The sequence below is a fragment of the Algoriphagus aurantiacus genome (assembly GCF_035156405.1).
Classification (GTDB): Bacteria; Bacteroidota; Bacteroidia; order Cytophagales; family Cyclobacteriaceae; genus Algoriphagus; species Algoriphagus aurantiacus.
The window spans coordinates 1-21,648 of the sequence record NZ_JAXRUT010000004.1; the positions used below are offsets into that span (position 1 = coordinate 1).

A 21,648-nucleotide genomic window follows, 5' to 3' on the forward strand; every position below is an offset into this window, starting at 1 on the left:
AATTTTATTGTTAGATAGAACCATGTGATCCGCTTGTATATGTTTGAATTTCAGATACTTAAATATACTCAAGTGTACTGGTTCTATCTATATTCACATCCCAATAATTCTGCACTTTATTAATCGAACTCAGGTTAATAGGTAATTTTGCTTTGCTTGCAGGGATACATCCTGATGAGGTGGATCAATGGTATTTGGGTACATCGATGCAATCGAGTGGGTAGAAATCACCAACACACGCGGAATGAGTCAGTTTGCAGATGGTGGGATCGTGGGTACAAAACCTTACGTCTCATCTGCGAATTACCTATTGCAGCCATTGTGCATATAATCATTCCAAAAAACAGGAGAAGGCACTTGCCCCTTCAATAGTCTTTATTGGCATTTTTTATGACAGAAATAGGGATAAATTAGAGAATAATCCTGAGAATTGGAATGGCCTACCGCACCTTGGATAAGTTGAAAAATAAGGCAGAATTGCTTGAACAAGCGGAGAGTTATTTGACGGATTGAGTATTTGAATTGGCTTATCTAAGCTAAAAAGAGGGCAAAAGTAACGTCCCTATTTTTTGCGGAGTGATGATTCACGTATGATCAGTTCTGGGTTGATTACAATCTTCTGAGGATAGAAAGGCACTTTTTTGTCCGTGATTTCTTTCAAAAATATCTCTGCTGCTATATTACCCATACGCTTACTGTGCTGCTCTACTGTAGAAAGTGTAGGGCCAGTAAATGCCATATAAACCTCATTACTGAAAGCGACGATTGCCACATCTTCCGGCACGCGCAGACCGCTCTCCTTTAAGACTTGCATAGCACCAATAGCTCCTAAGGCGCTGGAAGAAAAGACAGCATCTGGTTTTTCTCCTGTGGTAAGCAGCTCTTTCATGCATCTTATACCATCTTCGAGTTGCAGGTTGGAATGTTTGACTAGCTTTTCATCGTATTCAATCCCTGCGACTCTCAAGGATTCTCGGTAGCCACGGAGTCGATCATTATAAATACTGATACTTTGCACACTTGTGAAGTGAGCAATCCGCTTACAACCCTGTTTGATAAGGTGTTCTGTGGCCATAGAAGCCCCTAAAAAGTCATCAATTACTACCTGACTAACTCCTAGGTCATTTATAGATCGATCAAAAAGTATAAGCGGGATATTGTTCGCAATTATCTTTTTAAAATGATCGAAATTAGTGCATTCTTTTGCATGAGAAGCGATTATTCCATCCACGCCAGCGTTAAGGAGAGCTTGTACTTTGTTGACTTCATTTTCATGACTATCATGTGTTTGACAAATCATGACATTGTAGCCAGCAGTGTTGGCAATTTCCTCAATACCGTAAACCACCGATGAAAAGAAGCTTCTATCAGCAGTAGGTACTATTATTCCAATGATATTGCTCTTTCCGCTTCTCAAAGCAGCGGCGATATTATTAGGCTGGTAATTTAGTTTTATTACTGCTTTTTGAACTGCTTTCTTAGTTGCTTTGCTAATCTTAGGGTGATCATTAAGAGCTCGAGAAACAGTAGAGCCCGTAATGTTAAGATATTCAGCGATATCGTGAATGGTAGTTTTCTTTTTCATGGATGCAGAATATAGCACTCATTTGGTTGACGGATGAAAAATACTTCCATCTCTCTTATTTATTGACTGTTTATGAAATTAATTCCAATTATTTCTTCAATAAAATATCAATAAAAAGCTACTATTTGACACTGGGTTCCATATAAATTACCTTTTGTCCATGAGAGTTCTATAAGCATTCATCGCATTTCAGTGACCTTCACCGTATCCATATCACCATAATCAAGATTTTCTCCCGCCATACCCCAGATAAAGGTGTAATTACTCGTTCCAGCTCCGCTGTGGATAGACCATGGCGGAGATAAAACTGCCTGATGATTTTTCATCCAGATGTGTCTAGTTTGTTGTGGTTCTCCTATGAAGTGGCAAACCATCTGATCTTCTGGAAGGTCAAAGTAAAGATATGCTTCCATTCGGCGATCGTGTGTATGTGCAGGTAGTGTATTCCAAACGCTACCTTCTTTCAGCTCTGTAAGACCCATTTGGAGCTGACATGTCTTTACAACGCTATTCACGATTAACTTCCGTATTTTACGATGATTAGATGTGGCAAGCCCGCCAATGACTACTTTTTCCGCTTCCTCCTCACTGATTTTCTTTGATGGGTAACTAGTATGAGCGGGTGCAGAATTAAAATAGAATATTGGCTGATTAGTTGTGTTGCCAGATTTAAAAGTGATCGACTTTGTTCCTTTTCCCAGATAAAGTGCTTCCTTATTTTCTAATGTATAGACTACTCCATCGGCTATAATCTCACCTGTTGTGCCTATGTTTATAATACCTAATTCTCTACGTTCCAGGAAGTATTCAGATTTTAGGGGATCGATAGTTTCTAGTGTCAAGTCTTTGCTGATGGGTAAAATACCTCCCACAATCACACGGTCATAGTGTGTGTAATTCATGTTGATTTGGTCTTCAATAAATAAATTTTCCATCAAAAAAGACTCTCGTAATTCATCCGTATCCATCTGTTTAAATTCACGTGGACTGATGGCATGTTGTATCGTGTAAGATTGATTTTTCATAAAATAGGGTAAATTGATTTTTGTCCACCTAGGCGGAAATAGAGTGTTAACTAATTAAATGTTATAACAAGGGGTGTTTCAAGTTTTTTGGAAAAGTCGTTGAGATACCTATTCCAGTCAGTAGCTGAAGAGAACTCTCCTGCTTTTTCCCAACCAAAGTCAGCATAATAACTGATTTTTTCAGTTGGTCTCAGGACCAAATAAATATGACTTTGATCCTTGGCTTTTTTTCTGATCTCAAGGTGCTGAATGATATCTTTTGGATTTGCTATGATTCCTGTTCCGAGTTTTGCATCGTCTATAGTTTCCCAGTAGCTAATCCATCCAGCTTTGTGGTCAGAATTTACTTCGCCTGAGCCATCATGTAATGTTATTCCTGTAGTTAGATTTGGGATTGAGTTGTCACTTTTCAGGTATTCTTCCATATGATAAATCTGTGATCCCACATCAATAGAAATTCTTTTGGTTTCTATAATTGTTGCGTTTCCTGCTTTCCAAGGTGCATAGGTCAGCTCAAAAACACTCCTGAGAGGACCGTTGGCGATTATTTTATATTCGGTAAAATTCTTGGAAACATAAAGTGAATCATTTATCCAGATACCGGCTCCACCGATTCCGCGACTGTTGCCGACATGATATGGATCATAGCCTTCGCCATTGTCTGTATGATAGCTGCCTCCATCGACATATTTTTGATACCATTTGTCTATTATAGGGTAGTTGACGCGCTTTAGCCAAGCATCGATTCCGCTAGTCAAGGTGCCGCCGGACTGATTCTCATCCACTAGTCGTTGTGCTTCAGGACCGTATGTTCTGAAGGCCACTTTGTCATTTTCCCAAGCAATATCATCAATACGCTCAGGGACAAATCTGACAAAGCTTTTAATGTCTGTATGGATAGCTTTATCTTCCTTGACATTGAGGAATATCTTATACATTTTCTTTTTATGCTTTTTTACATCAGCTAAGAAAAGTAGCTCCTCAAAGTAGCCATCCTGATCTAAATCAATCCACTGAGTTTGCACTGTTTGGCTTGATTTTGACTCTTTTAGTTGGAGATTCGAAGTATCGAATTTTTCACCCAGCATTTTTTCCAAATCAGCCATCGAAATGCTCATTACTTCTTTTCTCGGTATATCAAGTTTATTATCCACCGTGAAAGTCGTATCGGGTTGAATTAGCTGGAAGGCCAATAAGATGACGTGAATTATCATAGTTGATGTTTGTAGAAAACCATAATGGACAGATAGGTTTTACAGGTTAGGGGTAAGCATTTTGTACCGTAACAATGCTTCCAAGTAGTAGTAATCAGCGTAATTGATAGGAGTGTCGATTTCCGAACCATTCGGTTTGTGTCCGGTGCTATGCATCAAGATAAAACCTTGATTGGTGCCAGGCTTGGCTAGATAGACAGGACTACTGAGGCTAGTAAGCATTTTTTCGGCTGCATCAAAATAGACAGAACCATCCTTTGAATACCTGCTGAGCTCTAATAAGCCTGATGCGGCAATTGCTGCTGCAGATGCATCGCGAGATTCATTCGGAATATTTGGAGCATTGAAATCCCAATATGGTATCATGTCTTCCGGTAGATTGGGATGATTGAGATAGAAGTCAGCGATTTTTTCCGCTTGTTCAAGATATTTTTTGTCCCCTGTCTCCCTATAGACCATGGTGAAACCGTACAAACCCCAGGCCTGACCTCTAGCCCAAGCAGAATCATCAGAGAACCCCTGATGTGTTTTTTTAGCTTTCACATTACCTGTGATCGTATCATAATCTACTACATGGTAACTACTGAAATCTGGGCGGTAATGATTTTTCAAAGATGTGTCCGCATGCTTTACTGCAATGTCATAGAAGGTAGAATCCCCACTATATTTGGTCGCCCAGAATAACATCTCAAGATTCATCATATTATCTATAATCACCGGATATTCCCACGGAGCAAAATCCCATGAGCGAATACTTCCAATTTTTGGGTCAAACCTCTTAATTAATGTCTGAGCTCCTTGAAGCAGTATTTGGGCATATTTTGGATTTTCTGTCAGTTTTAATCCATTGCCAAATGAGCAATAAAGCACAAATCCAAGATCATGTGTGTGCGTATTAAACTTGACACTTTCGAGGCCGGCATTCCGGGCTGCTGCTGTATCTGCCCATTTTTGATCGTTGGTATAATCGTACATGTGCCACATGCTTCCTGGATAAAATCCACTAGTCCAGTCTCTGGATGGTACAGCATTCAAGCTGCCATCAGGTTTGACTGATCGTGGATAAGTTGATTTATCAGTATGATTCTTTAGGCTATAATTAAGTTGAGACTCGGCATTTTTCATGCTTTTGGAAACGCTAAGGTCAACAGTGGATTTACAGCTGCTGGCCAAAAGGCATACAGCTAAACAAAGAAATAGTAGTTTTTTCATTGATTAATGATTTGTTGAAAATAGGATCGACGAATGCTTATCGCCGATCCATTTTAACAGAATAAGAATTAGTATCCAGGATTGTTGGGGGCCAAATTTGGATTTATTCTCAGTTCAGAATCTGGTAGTGGCATCAGGTAGTCGCGAGAAGGATCAAAATTCTCATGCGGTTCCAGACTATTTGGTCCCGTGAACACTTCTGTTCCCATATCTCTACGTTTGATATCATACCATCTTTTCCATTCGAAGGCCAATTCTAATCTCCTGTCCTCCAATACCAGATCGATAAAATCAGACTTGTTCATATCTCCTGTGACATCTTTTGGGAAATCCGCCTGTGTTCCTGCCCAGTTTCTTGCACGAGCCCGAACTTGATTTAAGTAACCTTTGGCTTCATCTGTGGAGCCATTGATTTCTCCCAAAGCCTCAGCAGCGATCAAAAGAACTTCAGCATATCTGAAATCGGAGATATTATGATCAGAGTAGCGGCCAATTGCATTACCATTCCCAAAGTCGCGCGCCCATTTTCCAATATGTGGTCTCTGTGTAGAGAAATCATTATATGGATGAGCTACTCCATCTACTACTAATGTATCGATGAAACTTACTTTCTTTCTATAATCTCTGGCATCCCAGTCATCATATACATTCATATTAGGGACAGATACTCCATACCCTCCTGTTAGATTTAGAACCAAAATCATCGGCACTAAAGAGTCATCATTATTTCCACCGACATTTTGCTGGCCAAGGAAGTCAAAGGCAAAAATGGTTTCTTTCAATGAATTGGCGATAGAGCCTTTGAAATTATCTTCAAAGTCAGCTTCCAGTTCATAGCCAAACAAATCTTTATTATCAATCACAAATTTTGCTTCATTGTAGGCGTCCTGAAATTCACCCAAAGTCAGATGCACTGAAGCTAAGTATGAAGCTGCTGTGCCAGCAGTAGGACGTGTTCGGATATTATTCTTATGTGTATTTGGGAGCCATTGTTTGGCAAATTCAAGGTCAGCTTTGATTCCGGCATAGATCTCTGCCGTTGAAGTTTTGGAAACTGTCTTTAGGCTAGAAGGGTCAGTGACAGCGAAATTGATGTATGGTAAATCACCAAAAACCCGTACTAAATGGTAGTAGGAGAACGCTCGGATAAATTTGGCCTCTGCGATCAATGGGTTAATCTCAGCTTCCGAAAGCCCAAGACTCATTCCGCCAGCCTCTGCAGAATTGGCTGCATTGATTGCTTGAAACCATTGAGGCCAGAATCTTCTTACCATTCCATTATTAGAGTCCATGTTGAAATCATTAACCTGGATTCGTTCTGCTGAAGTGGCACGATTGCCAATGTCAACCATGTCACCACGGAATTGCAGAGCACAGATAAACTGTCTTCCAAAAAGATTCTCGGAAGCTATTACACCATAGGCTCCAAGAACGGCTGTTTCTACATCTTTTGGGGTTTTGAAGAAGGTCTCCGGTGCAAACACACCGATAGGCTTTTCATTCAAATCTGCACAGGCTGAAATCGATAGCATCAACCAAACAGCTAAAATTATATTTTTTGTCGTTTTCATGATTTTGATGTTAGGATGATTAAAAGCTAATATTAAGACCTACAGTATATGATTTTGCATTTGGATAACTGGCGTAATCCAAACCTAAGTTCCTGTTGGAATTTGTGCTTCCAGATGAGCTATAATTCACCTCCGGGTCAAATCCTTTGTATTTAGTAAAAGTCAGAAGGTTCTGAGCACTTACATAAAGTTTGACTCTTGACACCGATAGTTTCTCTGAAACTGTAGCAGGTAAAGTATAGCCAAGTGAGACGTTTTTCAATCGTGCATAACTTCCATCATAGATCCAGCGAGTTGATACACGCTGAGAGCGACTTAGTGTACGCTTAGGGACATCTGTATCTGTGTTAGTCGGAGTCCATCTGTCCAGTGCTCTAGTGGTTGAGTTATTGGATCCAGCCAATGTCTCTATCTCCAGAAGTGTATAACTCAGAATTTTATTTCCTTGTGATCCTTGGAAGAAAATGTTTAAATCAAATCCTTTGAAACTGAAGTCATTGTTCAGTCCCCAAATAAATTTTGCTTGTCCATTTCCGATAACCGTTCTATCGTCTGAATTAAGTGTGCCATCAGGATTGCCGGTAAGCTGTCCATTCGCATCTTTTTCTCCGTTAATATCTCTGAATTTTTCGCCTCCGGCTACTTGTTCAAATCCACCTCCTGGAAGAAAATCGTCACCTTCTTGGTAGACACCATCATAGATCCATCCATAAAAGCTGCCCACAGGGTCCCCTACACGTAGAATTTGAGTTTGTCCCAAGCCTATCAGATGTCCGGGTCCTGAGCCATATAAAATGTCGTTTCCATCAGGAAGTTCAAGCACCTTATTCCTGTTGAAAGAAATATTGAATCCTGTATTCCATTGGAAGGCTCCGGTGGTGTTTACTGTGTTTAAAGCTAATTCAAACCCTTTATTTTCTACCTTTCCCAAATTCTGCAATTGGCTGGAATAGCCAGAATAAGAGGGAAGTGGAACAGAGAAAAGCAAATCAGAAGTGATGCTTTTGTAATAATCTGCAGTAATGTTCAGTCTGTTTTCAAAGAATGAGATATCAGCTCCCAAGTCAAACTGTTGAGTAGTTTCCCAAGTCAGATCATCATTTGCTACCGTAGTTGGTCTAACTGCGTTGACAGGGACACCATCGATAATAGTATATGAGGTAGAGAATCTGGCAAGGGTCTGATATGGAGAAATCGCCTGATTTCCAGTCAAACCATAACTAGCTCTCCATTTGAAATCAGAAATAAAATTCACGTTTTGCATGAATCCTTCGTCTTTCATGTTCCAGGCAAATGCTCCAGAGGGGAAGAATGCCCACTTGTTATTCTTACTGAAGTTGGAAGAGCCATCATATCTAGCATTGAATGTCAGCAAATATTTACTGTTGTAGGAGTAATTAATTCGTCCAAATACTGATGCGATCTGGGTTTCTGAAAAGCCAGAACTAGGAATCTTTGGAATGGCTCCACCTCCAAGGTTCCAAAATGAAACTGAGTTGGTGATGAAAGACTGGGATCCTGCAGACCAACTATTGTTTGTAGATTTTTGGATTGAATATCCTGCCAAAGCTGTCAGCGTATTTTTTGGGTTGATTTCCCAATTATATGTCAGGTAGTTTTCATTGATAATATTGGTGTTTTTACCTGAGCTGATAGAAGCATCACCGTTTACATTTCGTCCTGCATAAAGTGTGGTCGGTATGAAAACGCCAGTTCTGTAATTATCAGTCTTTAATCCAAGCGTGGTCTTAAAAGTCAGTGCTTTGGTGATGTCGAAGTTGATGAATAGATTAGTCTGCAATAGATCTGCAAGTGTTTCTTCTTCTCTTTGAGTTGCTACTGCATATGGATTATCAATTGGATCTCCAATCACAGAAAGAGTGAAACTTCCGTCTTCATTTCTGACAGGAAGGTCAGGCATGAATCTTAGGGAGGAGCCAACTACCCCGGCGCCACCTGCACCACCAGACCCTTCTTGTGTCACCACTCCGTTTCTTCCGGTTCGCCTTGCAAGAAGATTTAATCCGACAGTAATTTTATCAGAAGCATTGAAATTCAAATTACTTGTAATCGCATATCTATTGAAGTCTGAGTTTATAATCACTCCTTCTTGATCGAAAAAAGATCCTGATACATAGTAATTTACTTTGTCAGACCCTCCTGAGACCGAAAGTTGATAATTTTGAATACCGCCTGTTCTAAAGATTTGATCTTGCCAATCTGTTTCGGCCCCATTATCAACATAGTTTGGAATCACTTCTTGGGTATAGTCTAGAAATTGATCCGCATTCAGCAAGTCTAGTCTATTGATTTCGGTCTGAGAGGAATAGGAACTGTTAAAGTCAACCCTGGCTTTGCCGGCTTTACCTTTTTTGGTAGTTACCATAATTACGCCATTGGCTCCTCTTGACCCATATATTGCAGTGGCAGAAGCATCTTTCAGTACTTCGATAGATTGAATATCTTCTGGAGGAGGTATAGTACCGCCAATAAATCCATCGACTACATAAAGAGGATCGCTGCTCGCATTAATTGAATTGCCGCCACGGATTCGGACTTTCAAAGCTCCTCCGGGATCTCCATTGTTTGCTTGAACGCTAACACCTGCTGCACGGCCCTGAAGCGCTTGAGTAGCATTTGCTACTGGAAATGCAGTAAGTTCTTCAGCCTTCACCGAGGATACTGATCCTGTTAAGTCGCTCTTTTTAGTTGTCCCATAGCCTACTACTAGGATTTCATCTAATTGGGAGATGTCAGTTTCAAGGATGACATCATGAGTTGAAATTCCATTTACAGGAATCTCTTTGGTGACCAATCCTATAAATGAAAATACAAGCGTAGCATCACTAGCTGCGGAAATTGAATAACGACCATCTATATCAGTGGTCGTACCTGTGGTTGTTCCTTTGATGACAATTGAGACGCCAGGCATAGTTTCGCCAGTGTCTGAAGTTACAGTTCCTGCCACCATTGATATTTGTGCGCTTGCAAGGAAAGGTAAGCACACCATCAAAAAGGTCATCAATACGGAGTGTTTGATCCGTTTTCGAGTAAGAAATTTTACCATGTTGATTAAATTTTGGGTTATGAGTAATTAAATAATAATGCAATCGATTGCATTATACGAGAATAATTTAGGATTTCAAAAATCAAAGTAAAAAATGTATTAAATATTGTAAATGAACAATATATGGTATTTTAGTAAAGGAGAGAAGTAGTAATTGATCGCTGGAAAAGAACAAAAATTTTAAAAATGAACAATCGATTGTTCCAATTTTTATTTCATTACGACTCAATTAATATTGACCTATTTGATTGCTAGTTAAAAAAATAAGCTGTGCAAATAACTTCCTGGCATAAGCGTAAATCCTCCTGACAAGATGATCGCTCCTACATAAAGTAAAATCATTTTGCGTTGATGACTTTTGATTTCCCTTTTTTTGATGGGTAATAATGCAGTCGGTGCAGTCCAGAATACTAGGATGCAAAAAAGATGGATATAGCCGAAATGATTGAAAAGGAGAGATCCCACCTGAGCTCGGATAAACAGTGCGATAATGGCTGTAATCATCATCATACTCATGTACACTATACCAAGCTTTCTATGTGCCACTCGACCTTTTCGAGCAAAAAGTAAATGAGCACCTAAAAAATATCCAAGGAACAACAGTTGCCAAATGGCTATACATCAAAGGTTCGTAATTCACACTTTGTTGACCTCTTTTTGGGACATCTCAACTCTTGTTTTTGGAAGGCTTTCCGGATAATTCTTCTGGATAAATTCAATCATTTTTTCCCGGACATATACTCTCAAATCCCAAGCTGTAGGGGAGTTTTTTGCGCTTACCAAAATCCGGATTTCAACTGTAAATTCTTTAGCATTTGACACCTGTAGTACTTTTGCTTTTTTATCCCAAAGAGGAGTAGTTTCCAGGATACGATCCAGTTCCTTTCGAAGCTCGTCAAAAGGAATGGTATAATCCGTATAAAGGAAAACAGAGCCAAGTAAGTCGGCTGAGGTTCGGGTCCAGTTTTGAAAGGGTGTTTCTAGAAAATAGGTGGTCGGTAGTACCAGCCTTCTGAGATCCCAGATTCTTACTACAATATAATTCAGGTTTATTTCTTCTATCCACCCCCATTCTCCCTCCACGACGACAGCATCTTCGAGGCGAAAGGGTTGAGTAACTGCGATTTGAATACCTGCGATCAAAGTCCCGATAGCTTTCTGGGCAGAAAAACCAATGATAATCCCCGCAACGCCAGCAGAAGCAAAGAAGCCAACCCCAACTTTCCTTACAGATTCAAATGAAAGCAGAATCAGTCCAATTCCTAAAAGTATGATGATGAAGTTGGCAACTTTTACAAGTATATTTATTTGGGTTAAGACTTTTCGTGCCTTCAGATTATCATCTTGAGAGATATCATATTGCCTGATAAAGAGTTTTTTTAAAATCTGCATAAAAACCAACAGACACCAAGTAAAACCGCAAATAATCAGCACAGTATTAATATGGGGAAGGTATGACCATAATCCTTCCCAATCTTTGGATACGCTACCAAAGTAAATCTTAGAAAAACCTAGCGCGAGAGTGACTAATAGAGGAATTACCAGCCTAGTATAATATTTCATCTGTTTACAATTTGATTTTAAGGGCCATTACCTGTCCGAAAATCGGGATGGAATCTCGCAAGGTATATAATCATTCCACTGTGTGTCGTTCTTCGACATGCTCGATTTCATGTGTTTATAATTGATCTTTAGTGGCCACATGGAATCTCGCAGGATTACTAATTATCCCTCTGTGTGACACTTGCGTCATGCTCGATTTCATATGCTCAATTTAAAAAGGGTTTGAGGAACTTGTGAAAAAGGTAATTCTGGGCGAGTTGAGCTTAGAAATTAGGGAATTGATACGAGAAAGGCAAAAGAGTGAATGCTTGTTTCATCTGTTTATTTTTTGTTTTTAAAGGGTCAGATGGAATCTCGCAAGGTAAGCTATCATCCCTCTGTGTGACGTTCTTCGTCATGCTCGATTTCTAGTCACAGGGAATTGGAGTTAAAGTCATGTGGTGACTATAGTCCAGCGAATCAATGTTGACCTGCACTGGAATTCCATCCACAGAATTCATTTCACCAAAGCCTTCTATCCATCCTTCTTCGGTCTTTTGAAACACTACTTGACGCTTTGAAGAGTCTCCTTCAGACATAAACGTGTATTCCGCAATTATCATGTCGTCTCTGATTTCACCATTGATAGTACCGCTGTTTTTATCTTTTTCAAAAATCGCATAATCAAGCGTTCCTGTCACTTTAGTTCCAGCTGTAAGAGTCATTAATTGTACTGTGTCTTTTTCGCCAAAGTATTGAAAGCATTCTGTATTGATTTCTTCTAGATGTTCAGCGTCGGGGGAAAATGCTGCATCAATTGGGGAATCTTCCTTAGGCCCCTTACAAGATACTAGTAATAGTCCCGCAAGAAAAAGTGCATATAATGGTTTCATAGCTGTTTTTCAGTTAGTTAGCCTAAATTTAAAACAAAAAGACCGCCAAGTGTGACGGTCTTTCCATTTCTTGCCAGATTCCAGTTCAATCTCCAATCCACTCGGCTACAAAAAGATTGGTATCTCTAGTCCCTCCATTATTTCTATTTGAGGAAAAAACCAAGTATTTGCCATCGTTTGAGAATACTGGAAATGCATCGAAAGTACCATCATGCGTGATACGAGTTAAATCAGTCCCATCTAGATTGATCATGAAAAGGTTGAATGGATAGCCTCTTTCCGTTTGATGATTTGAAGCGAAAATGATCTTTTCTCCAGAGGGATGGAAGAAAGGAGCCCAGTTTGCTTTGCCTAAGTCAGTTATTTTCTTTGCATCAGTTCCATCTGCATTTGCCACGAATAGTTCCATAGAGGTAGGCATGACCAACCCTTCAGCAAGCAAGTCTTTGTACTCCTTTACATCTTCATCAGAAGTTGGTCGGGAAGCTCTCCAGATGATTTTGCTGCCGTCTGGTGAGAAAAATGCGCCTCCGTCATATCCCAAGTCTGAAGTGATTTGCTTCACATCTGTTCCATCAATATTCATGGTATAAAGCTCCAGATCACCTGATCTTATAGAAGTGAAAACGATTTTATCTCCTTTTGGAGAAACAGTAGCTTCTGCGTCGTATCCAGGTTCATTGGTTAGCTGAGACAGAATGTTTCCATCCATATTGGCTGTGAAAATATCAAAGGAATCATAGATAGGCCACACGTATTTGCCATCAGTTCTGCGCTCTGGTACTGGCGGGCAATTTTCCGCATCAAGATGAGTTGAGGCATAGACTATACTTTTATTGTCTGGAAGAAAATAGGAACATGTCGTCCTTCCCAAGCCTGTGCTTAACCGCGTAGGTTGATTTTTATGTAAATCGTCTGTATTCCAATTAGTATAAAAAACCTGATCACATTCCACTCCCCAGTCGCTGTAGTCTGATTGAAATACAAGCTTTGAATCATCAAATGACCAATAGGCTTCGGCATTATTTCCACCGAAAGTCAATTGCTTGATGTTTTTTAAGTACTTCATTTCTTCTGGAGTCAGCAGCAAAGAGTCAGATGCTGATTGAACTTCCGTCTTTATTTCTGTTTGAACCGTCGGTTTTGGGCTACAGGAAAAAGATAGTAGCAGTAAGGCAATAAAGAGTTGTCTCATTTTTGGAATTGAAATTTAAGAATTGCTGCGCAAAGTTACCATTTATTATCTTTGCCTAACTAAGACATTTATCATGGAAAATCTTTCAAAATACTCGATTCTAGCCATTGTAGTGACATTGTTTATTTGGAGTTGCAATTCCGCACCTTCGGATGAAAGCCTAAAAGCAGGATTGAAAGATGACGTTAATTACTTAGCCGCGGATGATCTTAGAGGACGTGCAATCGGAACAGCCGGTGAGCAAAAAGCTGCAGAATATCTAGCCGAAGAATTCAAAGAAATCGGACTGGAGCCAAAAGGAACCGAAGTGTACTTCCAGCCTTTCACTGTTTCAAAACCAACGAATCCGCATGAGGAAGCTGTAATTGGAACAGATGGAGACGGTGTCACTGGTAGAAATGTCATTGGCTATATTGATAACAAATCTGAAAATACCATCGTGATCGGAGCACACTTTGATCACTTGGGAATGGGTGGCAGCGGCTCATTGCATCGTGGAGATTCGGCGATTCATAATGGTGCGGATGATAATGCAAGTGGCACAGCGGCTTTGGTAGCTTTAGCCAGAATTCTAAAGCATGAGCAGCATAGCAGTAACTTCCTTTTTATAGCTTTCTCGGGTGAAGAAAATGGTCTTTGGGGCTCAAATTATTTCGTAAAGAATCCTACCACCGAGCTTTCCAAAGTGAATTACATGATCAACATGGATATGGTTGGTCGAATGAATGCGGAAAAGACACTGGCTATTAATGGAGTAGGAACTAGCCCAAGTTTTGTTGCTGCATTGGAGTTGGCAAATGCAGACAGCCTGAAAATCGTCACTTCAGAATCCGGTGTCGGACCTTCGGATCACACCTCTTTTTACCTGCAGGACTTGCCCGTTCTTCATTTTTTCACAGGACAGCATGAGGATTATCACAAGCCTTCCGATGACTCAGAATTGATTAATTATGATGGGCTATTGCTTGTAGTGAAATACATCGATCGCTTAGTTGACCAGTTGGAGACTGAACCAAAACTTGCTTTCACTAAGACAAAAGACAGTAGTGGAGATTCGCCCAGATTCACAGTTTCCTTGGGCGTAGTGCCGGATTATCTTTATGATGGCAAAGGCATGCGGATAGACGGGGTATCCGAGGACAAGCCAGCTCAAGCGGCGGGTTTGATGAAAGGTGACGTAGTTATCCAAATGGGTGATTCGACAATTGTGGATATGATGAGCTACATGCGTGCGTTAAGTGCTTTTCAAAAGGGTGATGAAACCATGGTTGCTTATGAGAGAAGTGGTGAGAAGAAAGAAGTTAAGGTTGTTTTCTAGAAGCTAGATGCAAGAGTTAAGTATCAAGATAACGTAAAACAAAACCCCGGAATCGAATGTGTTCCGGGGTTTTGTTGTGGTTTATATCACGAAAGTAAAATATGGTGTTTCTTATTTATGTATATCCGCTTTTCTGCCAGTAAAACAATAAAATCATCATAGGATTCGGAAAACACTAGCGTCAAGGCCACATCGGTCACCCGTCTTCGGTCTTCCGTCCAGTAAAGCAAAGAGAATATGGTTACTGGCATCATTGCGGATAATCACATTCTTATTTTACTTTATCGGATTGGCTTTCACTCCCTCGAAAGTCATTTTGATCGGTTTGATTGTGCCATCTTCATTGAATTCTATCACATCAATGGCTGTCACGCGGTGATCACGGCCTTCATTAGGAATAGGACGACGATGATAAACCATGTACCATTCATCAGAACCTGGTTTTTGAATCACAGAATTGTGACCCGCACCTGTAGCGATAGTAGTGTCCGATTCCAAGATGGTATCGATACGCTCCCATGGCCCAGTGATTTGATCTGCCATGGCATAAGCAACTTTATAGCTGTCATTTGTCCAGCCACCTTCAGACCACATGAAGTAATATTTGCCGTTTCGGATAAATACAAAAGGTCCTTCTACATAGCCCTCTGGCGTGATTTCATGAAAAAGTTCTCCATCTTTCCAAGGTTCAAATCCTGTGAAATCTGCATTTAGTTTACCGATGTTGCAATGACTCCAGCCCCCATACAGCATATAATATGTATCGTCAGTATCCTTAAATACAAATTGATCTATCGGCTGCGCATCGTTATGAAACTCAGATAGCAAGGGCTTTCCAATGTGGTCTTTGAATGGGCCACCGGGCGAATCGGCTACAGCTACTCCCAATCCTCCAAAATGATTGATGTCATTATTTGGATCCCATCCGTCACGGCTTGGGCGTTGGATGTCGTTTGCAGAAAAGAATAAGTAATATTTTCCATCTTTCTCGATTGCTGCCGGAGCCCACATCGCTTGTCTGGCCCACTTGATAGTTGCTGTGTCGAGGATATTGGCATGCTTCTCCCAAGTCACAAGATCTTTGGATGAAAAAGCATCGAAATGCAACTGATCTGTATATCCTGCCGAAAAAGTCGGATATACCCAGTACTCATCTCCAAAAACAACTCCCTCAGGATCGGCATACCAGCCTTCGAAGATGGGGTTTCCGGAAAGTCTCAGAGGTTCTTCTACGTTGGTTTCTTTTGGAGAGGAGCAGGCAAAAGTAAAACCCACTGCCATTGTGTATAGAGAAATTCTTGAGTTCATGTAAATAGTTTGAATGTTATCTAAAATTACAAATGAGGAGCGAGAGGTGAATGTCCTTGACGTAAAAATGCTCTTTTTTGAATGTTTTTTAGCTATGAGCCGATTAGTCTCATTATTCGGCTCATATACCACTGTTTTTTGAGCCGAATAAGTCGTATATTCGGCTCATGAGTTACAATTGGGAACAGTCGGATTGGCCAAAGTTAACCTACCAAGAAGGTAAGTCAGGGAAACTACTGCCTGATTTTCTTATGAAATCTGGGCAATTATCTGGCGTACTTACCGGTTTGTCCGAAGGAAATCAGACTGAATTGCTTTTGGAAATGATGGTAGTGGAAGCAATTAAAACCTCGGAAATTGAAGGTGAATTTCTCAGTCGACCGGATGTAATGTCTTCTATCAAGAAGAATCTAGGCATTCATGAGGATCAGCCTTTGCTTGTCAAAGATCAGCGTGCCAAAGGAATAGCTAAGCTGATGATCAACGTACGGTCCGAATTTGCCCAAGACTTGACAGAAGAGGTGCTTTTCGAATGGCATCAGCTACTGATGGAAGGCAATCGCTACGTTAGTGCAGGGAGATGGCGTGCAGATACTGCTCCTATGCAAGTGGTCTCGGGTTCGATAGGGAAAGAAACTATTCATTTTGAAGCACCGCCTTCTACGGAGGTTCCTGCAGAAATGGCTTCTTTTATTTCTTGGTTCAACAAGACTGCTCCCGGCAATTCTGAGGCGATAAATAATCCACTGATTCGGTCTGCGATCACGCATTTATATTTTGAGTCAATTCACCCTTTCGAAGATGGCAATGGTCGGATAGGCCGCGCATTGGCAGAAAAGGCGTTGCATCAAGGCTTGGGGCATGCAACTTTGATCAGTCTTTCCGGCACGATTGAAGCAAAGAAAAATGAGTATTACGATGCCCTTAAGAACGGACAAAGCTCTAATGAAATCAGCGACTGGCTGGATTACTTTGCTGAAACAGTCTATCATGCACAGCTAAGTGCGGAGCAATTGATCAACTTCACGCTCCAAAAAGTCAAATTCTTTGATCGCTTTGCAAATGTGCTCAATGAGCGTCAGACAAAAGCCATCAACCGAATGCTTGCCGAGGGACCAGCTGGCTTTGAAGGTGGAATGACTGCCAAAAAATACATCGCGATCACGAAAGCTTCCAAAGCCACAGCAACCCGTGATTTACAGGGTTTGACTGAATTGGGAGTCTTTTTGCCCCAGGGTGGAGGTAGAAGTGTGAGCTATGAGTTGGTGATTAGTATCTAGTAGCAAGACATAAGTATCAAGATCTATGAGTCAAGAGGCAAGAACCAAGATTTGAAAATGAGTGATGAAGGAAAGTTGTTCATTGGATATTATTTACTGGCCGAGTCAGCTTTCCTTCCATTTTTTCCGATTCATCCTCCCACAAAGGGGGAATTCTCCTATCTTTGTGCCTGCTTTTGAGGAGGATGTTTCCTTGATTGCGTGAGGGATAGTAGCGGCATCCACGCACCCCGATAATTATCGGGGGACGGGATACAGCGGATAGCCCGGCCCTGGCTTTTTCAGACGGGGACACGCCCAAAAATTAATTATCACCTACTTGCCCTTAAGAAAGGATACAGTGAAGACATATCAGGAATTTAAACAAGTGGATTATCCCGAAATCGGGGAATCTGTATTGAAGTACTGGAAAGAAAACCAGATTTTCGAGCAATCAGTAGTCAACCGTAACGGTGCTGAGACATTTACATTTTTTGAAGGCCCGCCTTCGGCAAATGGTACCCCTGGCATTCACCATGTGATGGCACGTACGCTGAAAGATATTTTCTGTCGATACAAAACGCTTCAGGGTTTTCAGGTGAAGCGAAAAGGCGGTTGGGATACCCACGGATTGCCTGTGGAGTTGCAGGTCGAGAAAGAATTGGGCATCACCAAAGAAGATATCGGTAAGAAAATCTCTGTAGAGGAATACAATAAAAAGTGCCGTGAGACGGTCATGCGATTCAAAAATGAATGGGATGCACTGACTGAAAAAATTGGGTACTGGGTGGATTTGGATGATCCATACATCACTTTTGAGCCGAAATATATCGAGTCGCTATGGAGCTTGCTGAAGAGGCTTTACGAGAAAGACCTACTTTACAAAGGCTACACGATTCAGCCTTATTCACCTGCGGCCGGTACGGGTTTGAGTTCGCATGAGCTCAATCAGCCTGGAACTTACAGGGACGTAAAGGACACTTCCATCACCGCACAGTTTAAGCTGAAAGGTGAGGAGAATACTTACATCCTTGCTTGGACGACAACGCCTTGGACTTTGCCTGCCAACTCGGCTTTGGCAATCGGCGAGAACTTGGATTATGTGAAAGTGAAGACTTTCAATCCATATACTTACGATGCCTGCACAGTGATTTTGGCGAAAGCAAGAATGAATGCTTACCTCAATCCGAAAGCTGATGAACTCAAGTTGGAAGATTATAAAGGCGGGGATAAGTTGATTCCTTTCGAGGTAATCGGAGAGTTTAAAGGCAAAGATATGCTGGGTTGGGAATATGAGCAGTTATTCCCAATAGCTGGCTTGGCGCTTCCGCATCCTGCTTTTACGGTAGTTTCAGGAGACTATGTCACCACGGAGGATGGTACAGGTATCGTGCATCTTGCCAAAGCTTTCGGTGCGGATGACTTTAGAACATTGGCACAAAATAATGTGCCGGGCGTCTTCGTAAAAGATGAGCAGGGCAAGGATATTCCTATTGTTGATAAGCAGGGGAAATTTATCACGATGGTGGGTGAATTCTTAGTAGAAAAAGTAGCAGAACATGGAATAACCGCACATAAAGTATATGGTGTAGATGACTTCTATGTGAAAAATTATACCGAGGATGACGAGAACGCAGCGGACTTCAAAAACACCGATGTGATCATTTCCATCATCCTGAAAAATGAAAACAAGGCCTTCAAGGTTGAAAAATACGAACACACTTATCCGCATTGCTGGAGAACGGACAAGCCGGTGCTTTACTATCCTATGGACAGCTGGTTTATCAAAACGACAGCTTACAAAGACCGCTTGGTAGAGCTGAACAAAACCATCAACTGGAAACCTGAAGCGACAGGCACGGGCCGTTTTGGCAACTGGCTGGAAAATCTGGTGGATTGGAACCTAAGCCGCTCACGATTCTGGGGAACGCCACTTCCTATCTGGAGAACTGAAGATGGTAAGGAGGAGCGCTGTATTGGATCTATCGCTGAACTTGAAAAAGCGATTGAAGAATCCATTGCCAAAGGATTTATGCAAAAATCTCCTTATGAGGGCAAGGAAATAGATCTTCATCGTCCTTATGTAGATGATGTGATTTTGGTTTCTGCCAAAGGAGAGAAAATGTTCCGCGAACCGGATCTGATCGATGTATGGTTTGATTCAGGAGCTATGCCTTATGCACAGTGGCATTATCCTTTTGAGAATGAAGACATTTTCAAAGCCAATTATCCGGCAGATTACATCGCAGAAGGTGTGGATCAGACTCGTGGTTGGTTCTTTACACTTCATGCTATCGCAGTGATGCTTTTTGATAGCGTAGCTTTCAAAAACGTGATTGCAAATGGATTGGTGCTGGACAAGAATGGGAATAAAATGTCCAAGCGATTGGGCAATGCTGTGGATCCTTTCAAAACGCTGAAGGAATACGGTCCGGATGCAGTTCGCTGGTATATGCTGAGCAATGCCAATCCTTGGGATAACTTGAAATTCAATCTGGACGGAGTGACTGAAGTGCAGCGTCGCTTCTTTGGCACTCTTCAGAATACCTATAATTTCTTTGCTCTTTATGCGAATCTGGACGCTTTTGTCTATGACAAAGCCAAAGCGGTCCCAGTGGGAGAAAAAGCTGAATTGGATCAGTGGATCGTTTCCAAACTGCAGTCTCTGATTGCTGAGGTAGAGGAAGCCATGGATAATTATGATGCAACCAAAGCTACCCGTGCGATCATGAGTTTCACAGTAGATCAACTTTCCAACTGGTACGTTAGACTGGCTAGAAAAAGGTTCTGGAGGGGTGAAATGAATGCTGACAAGCAAGCGGCTTACGAAACACTGTATGAATCCTTGCTTACACTCACGCAGCTAATGTCTTCTTTTGCACCATTCTATTCTGACTGGTTGTATCAGAATCTGACTGAATCAGGATCCGATTCCAAAGTATCTGTGCATCTCACGGATTGGGTAGCTGCGGATTCTGCTTTGATCAATAGAGATCTAGAAGAAAGCATGGAATTGGCACAGACTATCTCTTCTCTAGTTCACTCGTTGAGAAAGAAGGAAAAGATGAAAGTACGTCAGCCGTTGCAGAGAATCTTGATTCCAATCCTGAAAGAGAAGACCAAATCTCAGGTTCTGCATTTGGAAGATTTGATCAAATCAGAAGTGAATATCAAAGACATTGAGTTCATAGACGACGCTTCGGGTATTTTGGTGAAGAATGTGAAGCCAAATCTTCCTGTGCTTGGCAAGAAGCTTGGTCCGAAAATGAGATTAGTAGTCGCTTCCATCAATTCATGGGGGCAGGCCGAGATTGCTGAAATTGAAAGAGAAGGTAAAATCTCAGTTGATCTTGACGGGGAAAACCTTGAATTGCTTCTAGAAGAAGTATTGATCACCTCTCAGGATATTCCTGGCTGGTCAGTAGCTTCCGATCAAGGTGTAACTGTGGCTCTGGATGTTACACTTTCGGATGAATTGTTGCAGGAAGGGATTGCAAGAGATTTGGTAAACCGTATCCAGAATTTGCGTAAGGATATGGGGCTGGAAGTGCAGGATAAGATCAACATCAAGATCGCCGACAATAATGAGTTGGTGAAAAATGCGATTGAGTCTTTTGGGGAATATATCCAAACGGAAGTGCAAGCGTTAAAACTAGAGCTTTCCGCTCAATTAAATGGGGCAACTGTTCTTGATATGGATGATTTTGAACTAGCTGTTTTGGTAGTAAAAGCCTAACAGTAAAACGTATACAATGAATAAATACCTAAAATACTTTGGCATCGCACTATTGGTGATCATTATTGATCAAGCGGTAAAAATGCTAGTTCACTTCGAGATGGATTTTGGCTCACCGGGTCAGATTCCTGTTTTCGGAGATTGGTTCAAACTACATTACACGACCAATCCAGGAATGGCATTTGGTATGGAGTTGGGATCTGATTATGGTAAGTTGCTTCTTACGTCGTTTCGTTTGGTGGCTATGGTAGGGATTGGATATTATCTATTTCACATCATAGAGAAACAACAGCCCAAATTATATATATTATGTATTGCTATGATCTTGGGCGGTGCAATAGGTAATTTAGTTGATTCTGTCTTTTATGGAGTTTGGCTAAATAACGCTCCATATAATGCTACCACTCCTTGGTTTCATGGTCAGGTAGTAGATATGTTCTACTTCGATATCTGGGAAGGATATTTGCCAGAATGGCTTCCTGTATGGGGAGGAAGTTATACTGCATTATGGCCAATTTTCAATGTGGCAGATGCCGCTATATTTGTTGGTGTAGCTATGATTCTAGTGTTTCAAGGAAGGTTTTTCCCTGAGAAAGTAGAAAAGCTAAAACATTCAAAAGATGTGGAAGTAGATCAGATTTCTGAATAACATTTCTCGCTTATTATACTAAAAGTCTTTAGAGTCAGAATCCTTGATTCTAAAGACTTTTATGTTTTATGGGA

The 21,648-nt window shown here is 41.1% G+C and carries 15 protein-coding genes and 1 pseudogene; 5 read left to right on the forward strand and 11 right to left on the reverse strand.

Annotated features, from left to right (window positions below; translation table 11 throughout):
* Positions 1-128: 128 nt before the first annotated feature.
* Positions 129-513, forward strand: a pseudogene (locus SYJ56_RS25905) (cryptochrome/photolyase family protein); the annotation flags it as partial.
* A 49-nt stretch (positions 514-562) separates the two neighbouring features.
* Here SYJ56_RS25905 and SYJ56_RS05210 read toward each other — a convergent pair.
* The 10 genes from SYJ56_RS05210 to SYJ56_RS05250 all read right to left on the reverse strand — a co-directional run bounded on the left by SYJ56_RS05210 (position 563) and on the right by SYJ56_RS05250 (position 13,304).
* Positions 563-1,585 (reverse strand): LacI family DNA-binding transcriptional regulator, encoded by a 1,023-nt coding sequence (locus tag SYJ56_RS05210; protein WP_323832580.1) that lies wholly within the window; start codon positions 1,583-1,585, stop codon positions 563-565.
* Positions 1,586-1,764: 179 nt separating this feature from the next.
* Entirely contained in the window at positions 1,765-2,610 is an 846-nt protein-coding gene (gene kduI / locus SYJ56_RS05215; RefSeq protein ID WP_323832581.1) for a 5-dehydro-4-deoxy-D-glucuronate isomerase, read from the reverse strand.
* Between the two features lie 50 nt (positions 2,611-2,660).
* On the reverse strand, positions 2,661-3,824 hold the full coding sequence (locus SYJ56_RS05220; RefSeq protein ID WP_323832582.1) for a DUF4861 family protein: 1,164 nt from the start codon (positions 3,822-3,824) through the stop codon (positions 2,661-2,663).
* 39 nt (positions 3,825-3,863) lie between these two features.
* Positions 3,864-5,036, reverse strand: coding sequence for a glycoside hydrolase family 88 protein (locus SYJ56_RS05225; RefSeq protein WP_323832583.1), 1,173 nt, complete (start codon positions 5,034-5,036; stop codon positions 3,864-3,866).
* A gap of 68 nt (positions 5,037-5,104) precedes the next feature.
* Entirely contained in the window at positions 5,105-6,607 is a 1,503-nt protein-coding gene (locus SYJ56_RS05230; protein ID WP_323832584.1) for a RagB/SusD family nutrient uptake outer membrane protein, read from the reverse strand.
* Positions 6,608-6,626: 19 nt separating this feature from the next.
* Positions 6,627-9,674, reverse strand: a complete 3,048-nt coding sequence (locus SYJ56_RS05235) for a SusC/RagA family TonB-linked outer membrane protein (protein WP_323832585.1) — start codon at positions 9,672-9,674, stop codon at positions 6,627-6,629.
* A gap of 255 nt (positions 9,675-9,929) precedes the next feature.
* The gene (locus SYJ56_RS25910; RefSeq protein ID WP_416377784.1) at positions 9,930-10,274 is read right to left on the reverse strand and encodes a DUF2306 domain-containing protein; all 345 of its coding nucleotides are present in this window, start codon (positions 10,272-10,274) and stop codon (positions 9,930-9,932) included.
* 36 nt (positions 10,275-10,310) lie between these two features.
* Positions 10,311-11,237: a mechanosensitive ion channel family protein gene (locus tag SYJ56_RS05240; protein ID WP_323832586.1), complete on the reverse strand. Its 927-nt coding sequence runs from the start codon at positions 11,235-11,237 to the stop codon at positions 10,311-10,313.
* 407 nt (positions 11,238-11,644) lie between these two features.
* The gene (locus SYJ56_RS05245; RefSeq protein ID WP_323832587.1) at positions 11,645-12,109 is read right to left on the reverse strand and encodes a hypothetical protein; all 465 of its coding nucleotides are present in this window, start codon (positions 12,107-12,109) and stop codon (positions 11,645-11,647) included.
* An 85-nt stretch (positions 12,110-12,194) separates the two neighbouring features.
* Positions 12,195-13,304 (reverse strand): TolB family protein, encoded by a 1,110-nt coding sequence (locus tag SYJ56_RS05250; RefSeq protein WP_323832588.1) that lies wholly within the window; start codon positions 13,302-13,304, stop codon positions 12,195-12,197.
* Positions 13,305-13,377: 73 nt separating this feature from the next.
* Between SYJ56_RS05250 and SYJ56_RS05255 the strand changes: the two genes are divergently transcribed.
* On the forward strand, positions 13,378-14,622 hold the full coding sequence (locus tag SYJ56_RS05255) for a M20/M25/M40 family metallo-hydrolase (RefSeq protein ID WP_323832589.1): 1,245 nt from the start codon (positions 13,378-13,380) through the stop codon (positions 14,620-14,622).
* A 276-nt stretch (positions 14,623-14,898) separates the two neighbouring features.
* On the opposite strand, the gene SYJ56_RS05260 is transcribed toward SYJ56_RS05255, so the two are convergent.
* Positions 14,899-15,930: a glycoside hydrolase family 43 protein gene (locus SYJ56_RS05260; protein ID WP_323832590.1), complete on the reverse strand. Its 1,032-nt coding sequence runs from the start codon at positions 15,928-15,930 to the stop codon at positions 14,899-14,901.
* A gap of 167 nt (positions 15,931-16,097) precedes the next feature.
* Between SYJ56_RS05260 and SYJ56_RS05265 the strand changes: the two genes are divergently transcribed.
* The 3 genes from SYJ56_RS05265 (at position 16,098) to SYJ56_RS05275 (ending at position 21,574) form a co-directional block, all read left to right on the forward strand.
* Positions 16,098-17,210 (forward strand): Fic family protein, encoded by a 1,113-nt coding sequence (locus SYJ56_RS05265; RefSeq protein WP_323832591.1) that lies wholly within the window; start codon positions 16,098-16,100, stop codon positions 17,208-17,210.
* Positions 17,211-17,550: 340 nt separating this feature from the next.
* On the forward strand, positions 17,551-20,925 hold the full coding sequence (ileS, locus tag SYJ56_RS05270) for an isoleucine--tRNA ligase (protein ID WP_323832855.1): 3,375 nt from the start codon (positions 17,551-17,553) through the stop codon (positions 20,923-20,925).
* A 16-nt stretch (positions 20,926-20,941) separates the two neighbouring features.
* Positions 20,942-21,574 carry a lipoprotein signal peptidase gene (locus SYJ56_RS05275; protein WP_323832592.1) on the forward strand — a complete coding sequence of 211 codons (633 nt, stop codon included), beginning with the start codon at positions 20,942-20,944 and terminating at the stop codon, positions 21,572-21,574.
* Positions 21,575-21,648: the final 74 nt, after the last annotated feature.

What these genes read in the sequence shown, in the direction of transcription:
- SYJ56_RS05210 (WP_323832580.1), bottom strand. Translation starts at nt 1,585, where the DNA reads ATGAAAAAGAAAACTACCATTCACGATATCGCTGAATATCTTAACATT.
- kduI (WP_323832581.1), bottom strand. Translation starts at nt 2,610, where the DNA reads ATGAAAAATCAATCTTACACGATACAACATGCCATCAGTCCACGTGAA.
- SYJ56_RS05220 (WP_323832582.1), bottom strand. Translation starts at nt 3,824, where the DNA reads ATGATAATTCACGTCATCTTATTGGCCTTCCAGCTAATTCAACCCGAT.
- SYJ56_RS05225 (WP_323832583.1), bottom strand. Translation starts at nt 5,036, where the DNA reads ATGAAAAAACTACTATTTCTTTGTTTAGCTGTATGCCTTTTGGCCAGC.
- SYJ56_RS05230 (WP_323832584.1), bottom strand. Translation starts at nt 6,607, where the DNA reads ATGAAAACGACAAAAAATATAATTTTAGCTGTTTGGTTGATGCTATCG.
- SYJ56_RS05235 (WP_323832585.1), bottom strand. Translation starts at nt 9,674, where the DNA reads ATGGTAAAATTTCTTACTCGAAAACGGATCAAACACTCCGTATTGATG.
- SYJ56_RS05240 (WP_323832586.1), bottom strand. Translation starts at nt 11,237, where the DNA reads ATGAAATATTATACTAGGCTGGTAATTCCTCTATTAGTCACTCTCGCG.
- SYJ56_RS05245 (WP_323832587.1), bottom strand. Translation starts at nt 12,109, where the DNA reads ATGAAACCATTATATGCACTTTTTCTTGCGGGACTATTACTAGTATCT.
- SYJ56_RS05250 (WP_323832588.1), bottom strand. Translation starts at nt 13,304, where the DNA reads ATGAGACAACTCTTTATTGCCTTACTGCTACTATCTTTTTCCTGTAGC.
- SYJ56_RS05255 (WP_323832589.1), top strand. Translation starts at nt 13,378, where the DNA reads ATGGAAAATCTTTCAAAATACTCGATTCTAGCCATTGTAGTGACATTG.
- SYJ56_RS05260 (WP_323832590.1), bottom strand. Translation starts at nt 15,930, where the DNA reads ATGAACTCAAGAATTTCTCTATACACAATGGCAGTGGGTTTTACTTTT.
- SYJ56_RS05265 (WP_323832591.1), top strand. Translation starts at nt 16,098, where the DNA reads ATGAGTTACAATTGGGAACAGTCGGATTGGCCAAAGTTAACCTACCAA.
- SYJ56_RS05275 (WP_323832592.1), top strand. Translation starts at nt 20,942, where the DNA reads ATGAATAAATACCTAAAATACTTTGGCATCGCACTATTGGTGATCATT.